This window comes from Pseudomonas paralactis, assembly GCF_001439735.1.
In the GTDB taxonomy this organism is placed as follows: domain Bacteria; phylum Pseudomonadota; class Gammaproteobacteria; order Pseudomonadales; family Pseudomonadaceae; genus Aquipseudomonas; species Aquipseudomonas paralactis.
This window is the reverse complement of sequence record NZ_JYLN01000001.1, coordinates 709745-724492: the sequence shown is the minus strand read 5'-3', so window position 1 is coordinate 724492 and position 14748 is coordinate 709745. Positions and strand designations below refer to the sequence as shown.

General features: G+C 61.0%; 15 protein-coding genes. 1 reads left to right on the top strand and 14 read right to left on the bottom strand.

Translation table 11 applies throughout. From position 1 onward, the window contains the following. Positions 1–2 precede the first annotated feature (2 nt). The 6 genes from hemN to ccoG form a co-directional block, all read right to left on the bottom strand. Positions 3–1385, bottom strand: a complete 1383-nt coding sequence (gene hemN, locus TX23_RS03375) for an oxygen-independent coproporphyrinogen III oxidase (protein ID WP_057701003.1) — start codon at positions 1383–1385, stop codon at positions 3–5. A gap of 103 nt (positions 1386–1488) precedes the next feature. Then, positions 1489–2172: a sulfite exporter TauE/SafE family protein gene (locus TX23_RS03370; RefSeq protein WP_057701002.1), complete on the bottom strand. Its 684-nt coding sequence runs from the start codon at positions 2170–2172 to the stop codon at positions 1489–1491. Beyond that, the gene (gene ccoS, locus TX23_RS03365; RefSeq protein WP_005790284.1) at positions 2165–2377 is read right to left on the bottom strand and encodes a cbb3-type cytochrome oxidase assembly protein CcoS; all 213 of its coding nucleotides are present in this window, start codon (positions 2375–2377) and stop codon (positions 2165–2167) included. The genes TX23_RS03370 and ccoS overlap by 8 nt, the downstream gene beginning before the upstream one ends. Before the next feature lie 22 nt (positions 2378–2399). Beyond that, positions 2400–4850 (bottom strand): heavy metal translocating P-type ATPase, encoded by a 2451-nt coding sequence (locus TX23_RS03360; RefSeq protein WP_057701001.1) that lies wholly within the window; start codon positions 4848–4850, stop codon positions 2400–2402. 8 nt (positions 4851–4858) lie between these two features. Further along, complete coding sequence (locus tag TX23_RS03355; protein ID WP_057701000.1) at positions 4859–5398, bottom strand: FixH family protein; 540 nt, start codon at positions 5396–5398, stop codon at positions 4859–4861. A 15-nt stretch (positions 5399–5413) separates the two neighbouring features. Continuing rightward, on the bottom strand, positions 5414–6817 hold the full coding sequence (ccoG, locus tag TX23_RS03350) for a cytochrome c oxidase accessory protein CcoG (RefSeq protein ID WP_057700999.1): 1404 nt from the start codon (positions 6815–6817) through the stop codon (positions 5414–5416). Positions 6818–7240: 423 nt separating this feature from the next. Here ccoG and TX23_RS03345 point away from each other — a divergent pair, with 423 nt between their 5' ends. After that, positions 7241–7705, top strand: a complete 465-nt coding sequence (locus TX23_RS03345) for a hypothetical protein (protein ID WP_057700998.1) — start codon at positions 7241–7243, stop codon at positions 7703–7705. 129 nt (positions 7706–7834) lie between these two features. Here the strand turns inward: TX23_RS03345 and ccoP (TX23_RS03340) are convergent, their stop codons facing one another. The 8 genes from ccoP (TX23_RS03340) to ccoN (TX23_RS03305) form a co-directional block, all read right to left on the bottom strand. Next, positions 7835–8812: a cytochrome-c oxidase, cbb3-type subunit III gene (ccoP, locus tag TX23_RS03340; RefSeq protein ID WP_057700997.1), complete on the bottom strand. Its 978-nt coding sequence runs from the start codon at positions 8810–8812 to the stop codon at positions 7835–7837. Further along, positions 8809–8994: a CcoQ/FixQ family Cbb3-type cytochrome c oxidase assembly chaperone gene (locus TX23_RS03335; protein WP_005790274.1), complete on the bottom strand. Its 186-nt coding sequence runs from the start codon at positions 8992–8994 to the stop codon at positions 8809–8811. Before TX23_RS03335 ends, ccoP (TX23_RS03340) begins: the two co-directional genes overlap by 4 nt. Before the next feature lie 5 nt (positions 8995–8999). Next, the gene (gene ccoO, locus TX23_RS03330; RefSeq protein WP_003193167.1) at positions 9000–9608 is read right to left on the bottom strand and encodes a cytochrome-c oxidase, cbb3-type subunit II; all 609 of its coding nucleotides are present in this window, start codon (positions 9606–9608) and stop codon (positions 9000–9002) included. Further along, positions 9608–11050 carry a cytochrome-c oxidase, cbb3-type subunit I gene (gene ccoN / locus TX23_RS03325; protein WP_057700996.1) on the bottom strand — a complete coding sequence of 481 codons (1443 nt, stop codon included), beginning with the start codon at positions 11048–11050 and terminating at the stop codon, positions 9608–9610. Before ccoN (TX23_RS03325) ends, ccoO (TX23_RS03330) begins: the two co-directional genes overlap by 1 nt. Before the next feature lie 445 nt (positions 11051–11495). Next, positions 11496–12443 (bottom strand): cytochrome-c oxidase, cbb3-type subunit III, encoded by a 948-nt coding sequence (gene ccoP / locus TX23_RS03320; protein ID WP_057700995.1) that lies wholly within the window; start codon positions 12441–12443, stop codon positions 11496–11498. Beyond that, positions 12440–12640, bottom strand: coding sequence for a cbb3-type cytochrome oxidase subunit 3 (locus TX23_RS03315; protein WP_003193161.1), 201 nt, complete (start codon positions 12638–12640; stop codon positions 12440–12442). The genes ccoP (TX23_RS03320) and TX23_RS03315 overlap by 4 nt, the downstream gene beginning before the upstream one ends. A 3-nt stretch (positions 12641–12643) precedes the next feature. Then, entirely contained in the window at positions 12644–13252 is a 609-nt protein-coding gene (ccoO, locus tag TX23_RS03310) for a cytochrome-c oxidase, cbb3-type subunit II (RefSeq protein WP_003193159.1), read from the bottom strand. A gap of 10 nt (positions 13253–13262) precedes the next feature. Beyond that, positions 13263–14687, bottom strand: a complete 1425-nt coding sequence (gene ccoN, locus TX23_RS03305; RefSeq protein ID WP_003193158.1) for a cytochrome-c oxidase, cbb3-type subunit I — start codon at positions 14685–14687, stop codon at positions 13263–13265. Positions 14688–14748: the final 61 nt, after the last annotated feature.

Genomic DNA, 14748 nt, shown 5'->3' with positions numbered 1-14748 from the left:
GTTCAGATGACCCGGGAAAATCGTTGCCGGTTCTGGTGCTCCAGGTAGGCATCGAACACCATGCACACTGAACGCACCAGCAGGCGCCCGGCCGGCAGTACACGAATGCCCTGGGCGTCCAACTCGATCAGGCCGTCGCCGGCCATCGTTTCCAGTTGCGGCCATAGCTCGGCAAAGTAGCCGCGAAAATCGATGTTGTACGCCTGTTCGATCGCCTCGAAGCCCAGGCTGAAATTGCAGATCAATTGCTGAATCACCTCCCTTCGCAGACGGTCGTCCGTTGTGCAGACCAAACCACGGCTGGTCGCCAGTTGTGCGCCCGCCAAAGCGTTCTGGTATTGGGTGAGGTCGCTGCTGTTCTGGCAATACAAATCGCCAATCTGGCTGATCGCCGAAACCCCCAACCCAATCAGATCGCAGTGCCCGTGGGTGGTGTAACCCTGAAAGTTGCGTTGCAGCTTGCCTTCTTCCTGGGCGATAGCCAGTTCGTCGTCCGGCAGGGCAAAGTGGTCCATGCCGATATAGCGGTAGCCGGCCTGGGTCAGTTGCTCGATGGTGGTTTGCAGCATCAGCAGTTTTTCGGCCGGCGAGGGCAGGTCTTCGGTATTGATCCGCCGCTGGGGCATGAAGCGTTCCGGCAGGTGGGCGTAGTTGAATACGGACAGGCGGTCCGGTTGCAGGCGGATGACTTCCTCTACGGTGCGCGCAAAGTTAAGCGGTGATTGCTTGGGCAAACCGTAGATCAAGTCGATATTGATCGAGCGAAATTGCAGGGTACGCGCCGCATCGATCACCGCGCGGGTCTCTTCCAGGCTTTGCAGGCGATTGACCGCCCGTTGCACCTCGGGGTCGAGGTCTTGCAGGCCGATGCTTACGCGATTGAAGCCCAACTCGCGCAACAGGCCCATGGTGGCCCAGTCGGCTTCGCGAGGGTCGATTTCAATGCCGTAGTCGCCCGAATCATCATCGAGCAAATTGAAATGCTGGCGCAGGCAATTCATCACCTGGCGCAGTTCATCGTGGCTGAGAAACGTCGGGGTGCCGCCGCCAAAGTGCAACTGCTCCACGGGCTGCTTCGGATCGAGATGGCAGGCCACCAGCTGGATTTCCTGCTCCAGGCGCTGCAAGTAGGCCTGGGCGCGACCACGGTCCTTGGTGACAACCTTGTTGCAGGCGCAGTAGTAGCAAATGTTGGCGCAGAACGGTACGTGCACATACACCGATAACGGTCGTACGGCCTTGCGGCTTTCGCGCAGGGCGTGGAGCAGGTCGAAGGTGCCGACCTGGCTGTCCAATTGTACGGCGGTAGGGTAGGACGTGTAGCGCGGCCCCGCCAAGTCGTAGCGGTGAATCAGATCTGTGTCCCAACGAATGGCGTCGAGCATGCGGGCGGTCCCCCGGATTGGCTAGTTTGGCGAGTCTAGGGGCAGGGCAGGCAAGGCATGTTGATTTGCATCAACGGGGAGCGGCGCTATGCCACAGGGGCTTTCAATGACCCATCAGCCAGTGCTGATGCGGGCCCGGCAAGGTCCAGATACCGAAAAGGATCACCAACAGGCCGCCGGCCATGCGCACGCTGCGTTTACGCAAAAGTGCGGTGACACGCTCCGCCGCCAGCCCGGTCGCCAGCAGCACCGGCCAGGTGCCCAGGCCGAACGCCAGCATCAGCAACGCGCTGTCCAGCGCATTGCCCTGGCTTGCTGCCCACAGCAGGGTGCTGTAGACCAACCCGCACGGCAACCAGCCCCATAGCCCGCCCAGCAGCAAGGCCCGAGGCAGGCTCGACACCGGCAGCAAACGATTGGCCACCGGCTGGATATGCCGCCACAGGCCGCGCCCGAGGCTTTCGATGCGGGTCAGGCCGCTCCACCAGCCCGCCAGGTAAAGGCCCATGCAAATGAGCAGTAACCCGGCAAGCACGCGCATGAACATCGCCGCCGGGCTGTTGGCCACCGCCCAGCCGGCCAGGCCGATCAGCAGCCCTGCCGTGGCATAGCTGAGGATCCGCCCCAGGTTGTACGCCAGCAGCAAGCGAAAGCGGCGGCTGCGTTGCTCCCTGGGGATCGCCAGGGTCAGCGCGCCCATCAGCCCGCCGCACATGCCCAGGCAATGGCCGCCGCCAAGCAGGCCCAGAATCAACGCCGAAACCAGCAGAGGCGCCAGCTCAAGCATGGGGTGGGTCCTTGGGCGGTTGTTCTGGGCCGTTGGCTTCGTCGATGGCGGCCAAATGGTTAGGGTCCTGATCGTCAAACAGCACGCTGTGGGCCGGGCCGTCGAGATCTTCGTACTGGCCGCTGTCCACGGCCCAGAAGAAGATATAGATGGCCACACCCACTAACAGCAGCGCCGCCGGAATCATTACGTATAAAGCTGGCATCTGCACTCCATGCCCGCGCGGCTCAGGCCGGCAGCGGGCGGGTTACTGGGGCGGTACCTTTAGCCTGCGCGCTCGACAAACGAGTCAGGCGCAATGCGTTAAGCACCACGGTCAACGAACTGAGGGACATGCCAATGGCGGCCCAGATCGGCGTGATCCAGCCCAGGGCCGCAAATGGCAGCATCAGGCCATTGTACAGCCCGGCCCACAGCAGGTTCTCAAGGATTACTCGACGGGTGCGCCGCGCTAGGCTGAAGGCTTGCATCAGTGCCTCCAGACGGTTGGACAACAGCACCGCGTCGGCGCTGGTTTTCGCCAGGTCGGTGGCCGAGCCCATGGCCACGCTGATATCGGCGGCGGCCAGCACCGGCACATCATTGACGCCATCGCCCAGCATCAGCACTTTGCGGCCTTGCTTGTGCAGGTTTTGCAGCACCTGCAACTTGTCGTCAGGGCGCAGGCCGCCGTGGGCTTCGTCGATGCCCAGTTCGAGGGCGACACTGGCCACCATCGGTGAGCTGTCGCCTGAGAGCAGCAGCGTACGCCAGCCGCGTGCCTTGCACGCTGCGAGCAGGGCAGGCGCGTCGCTGCGCAGGCGGTCGTCGAGTACGAACCAGGCGAGTGCGCCGCTTTTATCACCCAACAGCAGCCATTGCCCCGCTTCGTCCGGCGAGGCGGGAATCGCGCAGCCACTGAGCTCACAGACAAACCCCGGTTGGCCGATACGCAACAGGCGGTCCCCGACACGACCCTCCAGGCCAAGGCCCGGGGTGCTCAACACTTCATCCGCTGCCAGGGGCGCACGCCCGAAGGCACGAGCAATCGGGTGTTCCGAGCGGTTCTCGAGGGCGGCGGCGAGGCCCAGGCAGTGGTCGCTGTCCAATGCGCCCAGGGGGCGAATGGCGCGCAACGCCAGGCGCCCTTCGGTGAGGGTGCCGGTCTTGTCGAAAATCACCGTGTCGATCTGGTTCAGGCCTTCGAGCACGTGGCCGCGGGTCAGCAGCAACCCCAGGGTGTGCAAGGTGCCGGTGGCAGCCGTCAGGGCGGTCGGCGTGGCCAGGGACAGTGCGCACGGGCAAGTCGCCACCAGCATTGCCAACACAATCCAGAATGCGCGGGATGGGTCCAGCTCCCACCACAGCAGGCCGATCACCGCGGCGGCGATCAGCGAGCACAGCAGGAACCACTGCGCGGCACGGTCGGCGATTTGCGCCAGGCGTGGCTTCTCGGCCTGGGCGCGCTCCAGCAGGCGCACAATGGCGGACAGGCGTGTGTCGTGGCCCAGGGCGCGCACTTCGACGATCAACGCGCCTTCAACATTCAGCGTGCCGGCCGTGACGCTGTCGCCGACCCGTCGCGGTTGCGGCAGGTACTCGCCGGTCAGCAGGGATTCATCGACGCTGGATTGGCCGTCGAGGATCACGCCATCCGCCGGCAGCACCGCGCCGGGCTGCACCAGTACACGATCACCCAATGCCAGTTCACTGAGCAGGATGCGTTCGCTTTGGCCATCGCCCTTGAGGCGCAGGCACGAGGCGGGCAACAGGTTGACCAGTTGAGCAGTGGCCGCCGCAGTGCGCTCCCGAGCGCGACGCTCAAGGTAACGCCCGGCCAACAAGAACAGCGCAAACATGCCCACCGCATCGAAATACAGTTCGCCCACGCCGGTGATCGCGGTCCAGATACCCGCCAGGTACGCACCGCCAATCGCCAGGGATACCGATACGTCCATGGTCAGGTGGCGCGTGCGCAGGTCACGCAGGGCGCCTTTGAAGAATGGCGCGCAGCTGTAAAACACGATGGGTGTGGTGAGAAACATCGCAACCCAACGCAGGATCACGTGCAACTCCGGGCTCAGGTCGATATTGAATTCCGGCCAGGTCGCCATGGTTGCCATCATCGCCTGGAACCACAGCAAGCCGGCGACCCCCAGTTGACGCAGGGCCAGACGGTTTTCGCAGGCCAGTTGTTCGGCGGCGCGGTCGGCCTGGTAGGGGTGGGCGGCATAGCCGATATGGCGCAGTTCACTGAGCAGTTGGCTCAATGGCAGTTGCCCATCGGCCCAGCGTACATGCAGGCGATGGTTGGACAGGTTCAGCCGCGCCTCGTCCACCGCGGGCAGGCTGCGTAAGTGTTTCTCGATCAGCCAGCCGCAGGCGGCGCAGCTGATGCCCTCCATCAACAGGGTGGTTTCGGCCAAGTCGCCCTGATGGCGTACAAAGGGCTTTTGCACGTCGGCGCGGTCGTACAGCGCCAGCTCATCCACCAGTTGCACCGGTAGCGCCTCGGGGTTGGCCGAGGCTTCGCTGCGGTGCTGGTAATAGCTTTCCAGCCCACCGGCCACAATCGCTTCGGCCACGGCCTGGCAGCCAGGGCAGCAGAGCTCGCGGCGCTCGCCAAGGATGCGGGCGGTGAACCGGCTGCCGGAGGGGACGGGCAGGGCGCAGTGGTAGCAAGGTGTTGGGCTGGTCATGGGCGCTGCTATTTTTTCAGGTCTTCGGCACCCTGCAACGGTTCGTCACCCAGCAGCAGATCCTTATCGTGGCTGACCTCTTCTTCCTCGAACATCCTCCAGGTGTTGTTGCCTTCCACGCCAAGCAGTTCCACGAAACGGCGGCCTTCAACCTTGTCGGTGACCTGGCCGATATAGCGGCCGTGCTCGCTGTCACTGCGGGTCAGGACGATCTTGCGATCCTTTTCCGGCTGGGTCGGGGAAATCAGGTTCAGTTCCAGGGTCGCAGGGCCGCTGTTGCCGGTCAGGTGCAGCTCGACTTCGCCAGTCAACTCATCCAGGTGCAGCTTGGCACGCAGTTGCAGGGTCTGGGCCAGGCGTTCGCGGTCCAGGGAGCGGTTGATGCCTTTGCCGGCCTCGTAGTAGTTGTCGTTGACCAGGTTGTCCGGGTTGTTGACCGCGATGGTCACCATGGACAGGGTCAGCGTCACCGAGCAGGCCAGGATCACGATGATGATCCACGGCCAGAGGTGCTTGTACCAAGGGCTTGCAGCAGTGGTTGCGGGCATTCTTGTGTTCCCTGTTTAACGAACTTGTGGGCCGATGAATCGGCTCTTGGCTTCAATATGAACGCTGGTGTCGTCGGCGTCTTTGAGGATGAAAGTCACCTCGTTGGTGCTCGACGGCAGTTGCTCCGGCGCACTCGACAACTCCACCGGCATACTGACGATATCGCCGGCGGCCACCTTGATTTCGCGTCGCCCCTGCAGCTTGAGGTCCGGCAGGCCGGTGGCGTCGAGCACGTAGGTGTGGTCGTGCTGGTCCTTGTTCATGATCTTCAGGCTGTAGACGTTTTCGATGCGCCCCTCGGCGTTTTCGCGGTACAGCACGCGGTCCTTGCTGACATCGAAACCCACCAGCGAACGCATGAAGAATGCGCCGACCAGCAAGCCGATCATCGCCAGCAACACCAGCGCATAGCCGATCAGCCGCGGGCGCAACTTATGGGTCTTCTGCCCGGACAGATTGTGCTCGGTGGTGTAGCTGATCAGGCCGCGTGGGTAGTCCATCTTGTCCATGATGTTATCGCAGGCGTCGATACAGGCGGCGCAGCCGATGCACTCGATTTGCAGGCCATCGCGGATATCGATACCGGTGGGGCACACCTGCACGCACATGGTGCAATCGATGCAGTCGCCCAGGCCCTGGGCCTTGTAGTCGACGCCCTTTTTACGCGGGCCACGCACTTCGCCACGGCGCGGGTCATAGGAAACAATGAGTGTGTCCTTGTCGAACATCACGCTCTGGAAACGCGCGTAAGGGCACATGTAGATGCACACCTGCTCGCGCAGCCAGCCGGCATTGCCGTAGGTGGCGAGGGTGAAGAAGCCGACCCAGAAATACGACCATCCATCGGCCTGGCCAGTGAAGAAGTCGAACACCAGCTCGCGGATCGGTGAAAAATAGCCGACGAAGGTCATGCCAGTGACAAAACCGATGAGCAGCCACAGCGTGTGCTTGCTGAACTTGCGCAGGAACTTGTTGGCGCCCATGGTCGCCTTGTCCAGCTTGATGCGCTGGTTGCGGTCGCCTTCGGTGACCTTTTCGCACCACATGAAGATCCAGGTCCACACGCTTTGCGGGCAGGTATAGCCGCACCACACGCGGCCGGCGTACACGGTAATAAAGAACAGCCCAAAGGCCGCAACAATGAGAATGCCCGAGAGCAGGATGAAATCCTGGGGCCAGAAGGTGGCGCCAAAAATGAAGAACTTACGCTCCGGCAGGTTCCACCACACCGCCTGGTGACCGCCCCAGTTCAGCCACACGGTGCCGAAGTACAGCAGGAACAGGCCGGCGCCACCGAGCATGCGCAAATTGCGGAACAGGCCGGTGAAGGCGCGGGTGTAAATTTTCTCTCGCGAAGCGTAGAGATCGACGGTTTTGGCAGGCGGGGTAACGTCATGTACCGGTATCTGGTTGCTCATCATTGCATCCCACGGCGGTGGAGATTTGCCTCGGCCAGTACGTGCCGGCCGCGATCAAATGGGGGGTGTTGCAGTGGCCTAATGATACGCCCCCGGTGGTGCGTGAAGGGTGCGACCTTTGGTCGCGTTGGGGGAAATCAATTGATGGTGTACGTGATCTGGATCAATTGACTTGTGAAGTATGGACGGTTTTTGAGTGCGAGCGGGTCATTTGTGTCCTGAGTCAATCAGCGCAACGCTCTTGTTGGACCTGTCAGTGCGCTCCTCGCGAATCAGGATTGAGTTACTCTAGGCCGCGCCGTCGACGACAACTAAGGTTCCCACTTTATTGGTACTCAGGGTCTTATGATGGAACTGATTGAAGTTGATAAGCCACAGAGAGAGGCCACTACTTACAGTGGCTTATTAATGTGAGGAGTCACTATGAATATAAACAATGGCATGACGATTAAACTTCCATATGACTTACTGCTCCCTGAAGCCGGGGTCTCGATAGTAGCTGCCGCTTCGTTGAATCTCTACAACCAATATTCCGGCTGGAACGATTTGCGACTCTCCAAGCAATTGGCGGGCGACTTCAAAATGTTTGAAGATCCGAAAAATCCGGGATTTATCACCTTGTCTCGGCTTGAAGAGCTTTCTAAAGAGTGCACAGACGTCGGTCAGTTCGCTAAGGAACTGCTGAAGCGTGAATCACTTTTGGATAAACTTGATAGTGATGGTGACAAGTGGCTGGACGGCAAAATCAGCCCGCAAAGCATTCAGGATACGATTGCCGAGCTAACCCAACTGAGAAAAAACAGCCAAGTCAAAGTCAGTGTCATCAGCGGCGTCGCGCCTCTCGTAGAGGTCACGCCTGCGGTGGTGGCTACCGTTGGCCCGTTGTAACCTGCTCCCGTAGAGAACAGGCAGCTCAGTATCACTCTCAAGACTCTCTGCGTGACGCAGGTTCTTGATGATGCAATTGCTGATACGGACTATGCCCCGCACGGTTCTCACAGTGCGGGGCTTTCCAGGTTACTGAGCTTCGGCAGCCTTGTCGGCATGAGATAAGCTGTAAACATACGCTGCCAGCAAATGCACCTTGTCATTGCCCTGCAGTTGCTCCTGCGCAGGCATCTGGCCCTGACGGCCATAGCGGATGGTCTGCTGCAGTTGCGCGAAGCTCGAACCGTAGATGAATGCGCCTGGATGTGTCAGGTCCGGCGCGCCCATGGCTGGGGTGCCTTTACCGGCCGGGCCGTGGCAGGCCACGCAGTTGGCGGCGAAGAGTTTCTCGCCGTTGGCCACGTCGGCCTTGGCACCTTCGGGCAGTTTGCGGCCATCGAGTTGGGTCACTACAAAGCCTGCTACGTCAGCTACGCCTTGCTCGCCGATGACTTCGGCCCAGCCCGGCATCACCGCGTGGCGGCCTTTCATGATGGTTTCCTTGATGGTGTTGGGTTCGCCACCCCAGCGCCAGTCAGCGTCGGTCAGGTTAGGGAAGCCGTAGGCGCCCTTGGCGTCGGAGCCGTGGCACACTGAGCAGTTGGAGGCAAACAGTCGGCCGCCCATCTTCAAGGCTTGCGGGTCCTTGGCCACTTTTTCAATGGGCATCGATGCGAATTTGGCGAAGATCGGCCCGAACTTGGCCTCCGACCTGGCCATTTCCTTTTCCCATTCGTGTACGCCGGTCCAGCCGGTCTGGCCGTTGGCAAACGCGGTTTGCTTGTCGTTGTCCAGGTAGTTGTAACCCGGCAGCAGGCCTTTCCAGTTACCCAGGCCCGGGTAGAGCACCAGATAGCCGAGGGCGAAGACAATGGTGCCGACAAACAGCATGAACCACCATTTGGGCAGCGGGTTGTCGTACTCCTCGATGCCGTCGAACGAGTGGCCGACGGTCTCATCCGTCTGCTCGGTGCGCTGGCCCTTGCGGGTCGACAGCAGCAGCCAGGTCAGGGCGAAGATGGTACCCAGACTGAGGACTGTGACGTACAGACTCCAGAACGTAGTCATTCTTTGTTACTCCTAGAAGCTTGCTCGACGTGCTTGATGGCTTCGGGGTCATCTGCGAAGGGCAGCATGGTCGCGTCGTCAAACTCCGACTTGCGCCGTGGGCTGAACACCCACAACGCCAGGCCGACAAAGGCCACCATCACCACAACGGTGCCCAGGCCACGAATCATCCCGATATCCATGTAGGTCACCGTTTGCTTTTGATGATGGTGCCAAGGCCTTGCAGGTAGGCCACCAATGCGTCCATTTCGGTCTTGCCCTTCACGGCTGCGGCTGCACCGGCGATGTCTTCGTCGGTGTAGGGCACGCCCAGGGTGCGCAAGACTTCCATCTTCTTCGCGGTGTCCTTGCCGTCGAGCTTGTTTTCCACGAGGAACGGGTACGCCGGCATTTTCGACTCCGGCACCACGTTGCGCGGGTTGTACAAGTGCGCACGCTGCCAGTCATCGGAATAACGCCCGCCCACACGGGCCAGGTCCGGGCCGGTGCGCTTGGAGCCCCACAGGAACGGGTGGTCCCACACGCTTTCACCGGCCACCGAATAGTGGCCGTAGCGTTCGGTTTCGGCACGGAACGGGCGGATCATCTGCGAGTGGCAGCCCACGCAACCGTTGGCGATGTAGACGTCACGGCCTTCCAGTTCAAGGGCGGTACGCGGCTTCATGCCTTCGACCGGCTTGTTCGTCACGTCCTGGAAAAACAGCGGGACGATTTGGGTCAGGCCGCCGATGCTCACGGCGATGACCATGAAGAAGGCCAGCAGGCCGATATTCTTCTCGACTACTTCATGCTTCATCAGTGAGCTCCCACAACGGCGATCTTGGCGGCGGCTTCAGCTTGCGCCGGGTCGGAGGCGCGCACGGTGCGCCAGACGTTGTAGGCCATCAACAACATGCCGCTGGCAAAGAACGCACCGCCCAGGGCACGCACGATAAAGCCCGGGTGGCTGGCTTGCAGCGCTTCGACGAAGGAATAGGTGAGGGTGCCGTCATCGTTGATCGCACGCCACATCAGGCCCTGGGTGATGCCGTTGACCCACATCGAAGCGATGTAGAGCACGGTGCCAATAGTGGCCAGCCAGAAGTGCGCGTTGATCAGCCCGACGCTGTGCATCTGCGCGCGGCCGAACAGTTTGGGGATCATGTGGTACAGCGCGCCGATGGAGATCATCGCTACCCAGCCCAGAGCGCCGGCATGTACGTGGCCGATGGTCCAGTCGGTGTAGTGGGACAGCGAGTTGACGGTCTTGATCGCCATCATCGGACCTTCAAAGGTCGACATGCCGTAGAACGCCAGCGATACCACCAGAAACCGCAGGATCGGGTCGGTGCGCAGCTTATGCCAGGCGCCCGAGAGGGTCATCATGCCGTTGATCATGCCGCCCCAGCTTGGCGCCAGCAGGATGATCGACATCGCCATGCCCAGGGACTGTGCCCAATCCGGCAAGGCGGTGTAGTGCAAGTGGTGAGGGCCGGCCCAGATGTACAGGGTGATCAGCGCCCAGAAGTGCACGATGGACAGGCGATAAGAGTAGATCGGACGCTCGGCCTGCTTGGGCACGAAGTAATACATCATGCCCAGGAAACCGGTGGTGAGGAAGAAACCGACGGCGTTGTGGCCGTACCACCACTGGATCATCGCATCCGTCGCGCCGGAATAGGCCGAATAGGATTTGAACAGGTTCACCGGCAGGGAGGCGTGGTTGACGATATGCAGCATCGCCGTGACCAGGATAAACGCACCGTAGAACCAGTTACCGACGTAGATGTGCTTGGTCTTGCGCTTGACGATGGTGCCAAAGAACACCACGGCATAGGTCACCCAGACGATGGCGAGCAAAATCGCGATCGGCCATTCCAGCTCGGCGTATTCCTTGGTGGTGGTGTAGCCCAGCGGCAGGCTGATGATGGCGCCGACGATAACCGCCTGCCAGCCCCAGAAGGTGAAGGCGGCCAGGCCATCCGAGATCAAGCGCGTCTGGCAGGTGCGCTGCACCACATAGTAGGAGGTGGCAAACAGTGCACATCCACCGAAGGCGAAGATCACCAGGTTGGTGTGCAGCGGGCGCAAACGACCGAAGGTCGTCCATGGCAGGTCGAAATTCAATTGCGGCCAGACCAGTTGCGAGGCGATGAACACCCCGAGCCCCATGCCAAGGATCCCCCAGACCACCGTCATGATGGCGAACTGGCGGACTACCTTATAGTTATAAGCAGTCGGACTGATTGCTGTGCTCATTCTAAGGTTCCACGGTTTAGGTTTTTTTATAGGTAAAATCGGCCGCAAGTATGTAGAAACCGAGGGGCCATTGCAACGCAATGACTGACCTGTATCAATGCGTTCCACGCCAGATTCTGCGCCCTTTCCATGTTTGGTGTAAGGATAAAGACCGAAATAGAAAGCTGATCAAGTGGACAGGAATTTTAGGGGGCGCAACGGATACCGTCGCCTACGCCAGAATTGCTCCACTGTGGGAACAAGCGTAGACCCGAATAGGAGGAGGGGAAAGGTGGGTGTCGCGAGGGTGCGACACTTGGTCGCGCAAGTGAAAACAACACCGGATCCCTGTAGGAGCGAGCTTGCTCGCGAAGTACTTCAGAGCGCCGCGTTTATTCTGGATAAACGCGGCGTCCCCAGGTTCTTCGCGAGCAAGCTCGCTCCTACAGTGGAACGGGTTGCTGCTCTACTGGGTCACGCTGTCTGGCGTTGCACCATCAGCGTTATGGGACAGGCTGTACACGTAAGCCGCCAGCAGGTGCACCTTGTCATTACCTTGCAGCACGTCCTGGGCCGGCATCTGGCCCTGGCGACCATGGCGGATGGTCTGCTGCAACTGCGCCAGGCTGGTGCCGTAGATAAACCCGGCAGGCTCGGTCAGGTTGGGCGCACCCATGGCTTCCACGCCGTGACCTTGCGGACCATGACACGCCACGCAAGTGGTGCTGAAGGCGGCTTGGCCGGCGGCCAGGTCGGCGGTGTTGTCGGCGGGCAACGGCAGCTTGGCCAGGTCATGACGCACATAGGCGGCGACGTTCTTCACCCCGTCCTCGCCCAGCACTTCACCCCAGGCCGGCATCGCCGCGTGGCGACCGTTCAGGATGGTGGCCTTGATGGCCTCGGCCGAACCGCCCCAGCGCCAGTTGCTGTCGGCCAAGTTGGGGAAGCCATAGGCGCCCTTGGCGTCCGAGCCGTGGCATACCGCGCAGTTGGAGGCGAACAGGCGACCGCCCATCTTCAACGCTTGCGGGTCCTTGGCCACTTCTTCCACCGGCATGGCCGCGAACTTGGCGAAGATCGGCCCGAACTTGGCGTCGGCCTTGGCCATTTCCTTGTCCCACTCCTTGGTCTGGGTCCAGCCGTCTTCATAGCCCGGCAGCACGCCTTTCCAGTTGCCCAGGCCCGGGTAGAGGATCAGGTAGCCGACGGCAAATACCAGGGTGCCGGCGAACAACATAAACCACCACTGGGGCAGCGGGTTGTCGTATTCCTCGATCCCGTCGAAGGCGTGGCCCATGGTCTGGTCGACGCTGCCCTTGGTTTCGCCCTTGCGGGTGCCGACCAACAGCCAAGTCAGGCCGATCAGGCTGCCCAGGGTCAATACGCAGATCCATGTACTCCAAAACGTAGTCATGGCCGAGTGCTCCTTGTGGCTGGCTCTGCTTGAGCGTCGGGTGGGGAAGGTTCATCGGCAAACGGCAGCAGGCGGGCCTGCTCGAATTCCGCATTGCGGCGGTTGTTGAAGACCCACAGCGACAGGCCGATAAAGGCGATGGCGACCACCAGCGTGCCGAGGCCGCGGATGGTGCCCGCATCGAATTCAAATCCCATGGCTCACCTCTTGCTCTTGATGGCAGTGCCGAGCACTTGCAGGTAGGAAACCAGCGCGTCCATCTCGGTCTTGCCCTTGAGGCTGGCGACGGCGCCGTTGATGTCGTCGTCGGTGTACGGCACGCCGAGCGTGCGCATCACTTTCAACTTGGTCTCGGTGTGGCTGCTGTCGACGGCGGCGGTGACCAGCCACGGATAGGCCGGCATTTTCGACTCCGGCACCACGTTGCGCGGGTTGTACAAGTGCGCGCGGTGCCAGTCGTCCGAGTAGCGCGCGCCGACGCGGGCCAGGTCCGGGCCGGTACGTTTGGAACCCCACAGGAACGGGTGGTCCCACACGCTTTCGCCGGCTACCGAGTAGTGGCCGTAGCGCTCGGTCTCGGCGCGGAACGGGCGGATCATCTGCGAGTGGCACTGCACGCAGCCTTCGCGGATGTAAATGTCGCGACCTTCCAGTTGCAGCGCGGTGTAGGGCTTCATGCCTTCGACCGGCTTGTTGGTCACGTCCTGGAAGAACAGCGGGACGATCTGGGTCAGGCCACCGATGCTCACGGCGAGCACCATCAGCAGCATCAACAGGCCGACGTTCTTTTCAATCGTTTCGTGTTTCATCATCGACTCCTCAGGCCATCTGCGCGGCAGCGGTGACTTCGGCAGGTTGCGCCGAACGCACGGTGCGCCATGTGTTGTAAGCCATCAGGAACATGCCGCTGAGGAAGATCGCACCACCCACCAGACGCACGATGAAGCCTGGGTGGCTGGCCACCAGGGTTTCGACGAAGGAGTAGGTCAAGGTGCCGTCTTCGTTGACCGCACGCCACATCAGGCCCTGAGCGATGCCGTTGACCCACATCGAGGCGATGTAGAGCACGGTGCCGATGGTGGCCAGCCAGAAATGCGCGTTGATCAGGCCGAGGCTGTACATCTGCTCGCGACCGAAGATTTTCGGGATCATGTGGTACAGCGCGCCGATGGAGATCATCGCCACCCAACCCAGCGCCCCGGCGTGTACGTGGCCGATGGTCCAGTCGGTGTAGTGGGAGAGGGCGTTGACGGTCTTGATCGCCATCATCGGGCCTTCGAAGGTCGACATGCCGTAGAAGGCCAGGGAGACAACGAGGAAGCGCAGGATCGGGTCGCTGCGCAACTTATGCCAGGCACCCGAGAGGGTCATCATGCCGTTGATCATGCCGCCCCAGCTTGGCGCCAGCAGCACCAGCGACATCACCATGCCCAAGGACTGCGCCCAGTCCGGCAAGGCGGTGTAGTGCAAGTGGTGAGGACCGGCCCAAATGTACAGCGTGATCAGCGCCCAGAAGTGCACGATCGACAAGCGATAGGAATACACCGGGCGCTCGGCCTGTTTGGGCACGAAGTAGTACATCATCCCCAGAAAGCCCGCAGTCAGGAAAAAGCCTACCGCGTTGTGCCCATACCACCACTGCACCATAGCATCCGTCGCACCGCCGTACAGCGAGTAGGACTTGGTCAGGCTGACCGGGATTTCCAGGTTATTGACGATATGCAAGATGGCCACGGTGATGATGAACGCACCGAAAAACCAGTTGCCCACATAGATATGCTTGGTCTTGCGCTTCATGATCGTGCCGAAGAACACGATGGCGTAGGCGACCCAGACGATGGTGATCAGAATGTCGATCGGCCATTCCAGCTCGGCGTATTCCTTGGAGCTGGTGTAGCCCAGTGGCAGGCTGATTGCCGCCAGCAGGATCACAAGCTGCCAGCCCCAGAAGCAGAACGCGGCGACTTTCGGCGCGAACAGCTGCGTCTGGCAGGTGCGTTGCACCGAGTAAAAGGAGCTGGCGAACAGCGCACAGCCACCGAACGCGAAAATCACCGCATTGGTGTGCAATGGGCGCAGACGGCCGAAGCTGGTCCAGGGCAAATCGAAGTTGAGCGCAGGCCAAACCAATTGGGCCGCGAGAAAAACCCCGAGCCCCATGCCGACGATGCCCCACACCACCGTCATAATGGCGAATTGGCGGACCACCTTGTAGTTATAGGCGGTACTTAAAGTAGTGTTCATGGTTCCCCATCCACGGTTCAACCCAAGCAAGTGCGGCACTTGGGCTGGAGTTATAGGCAGA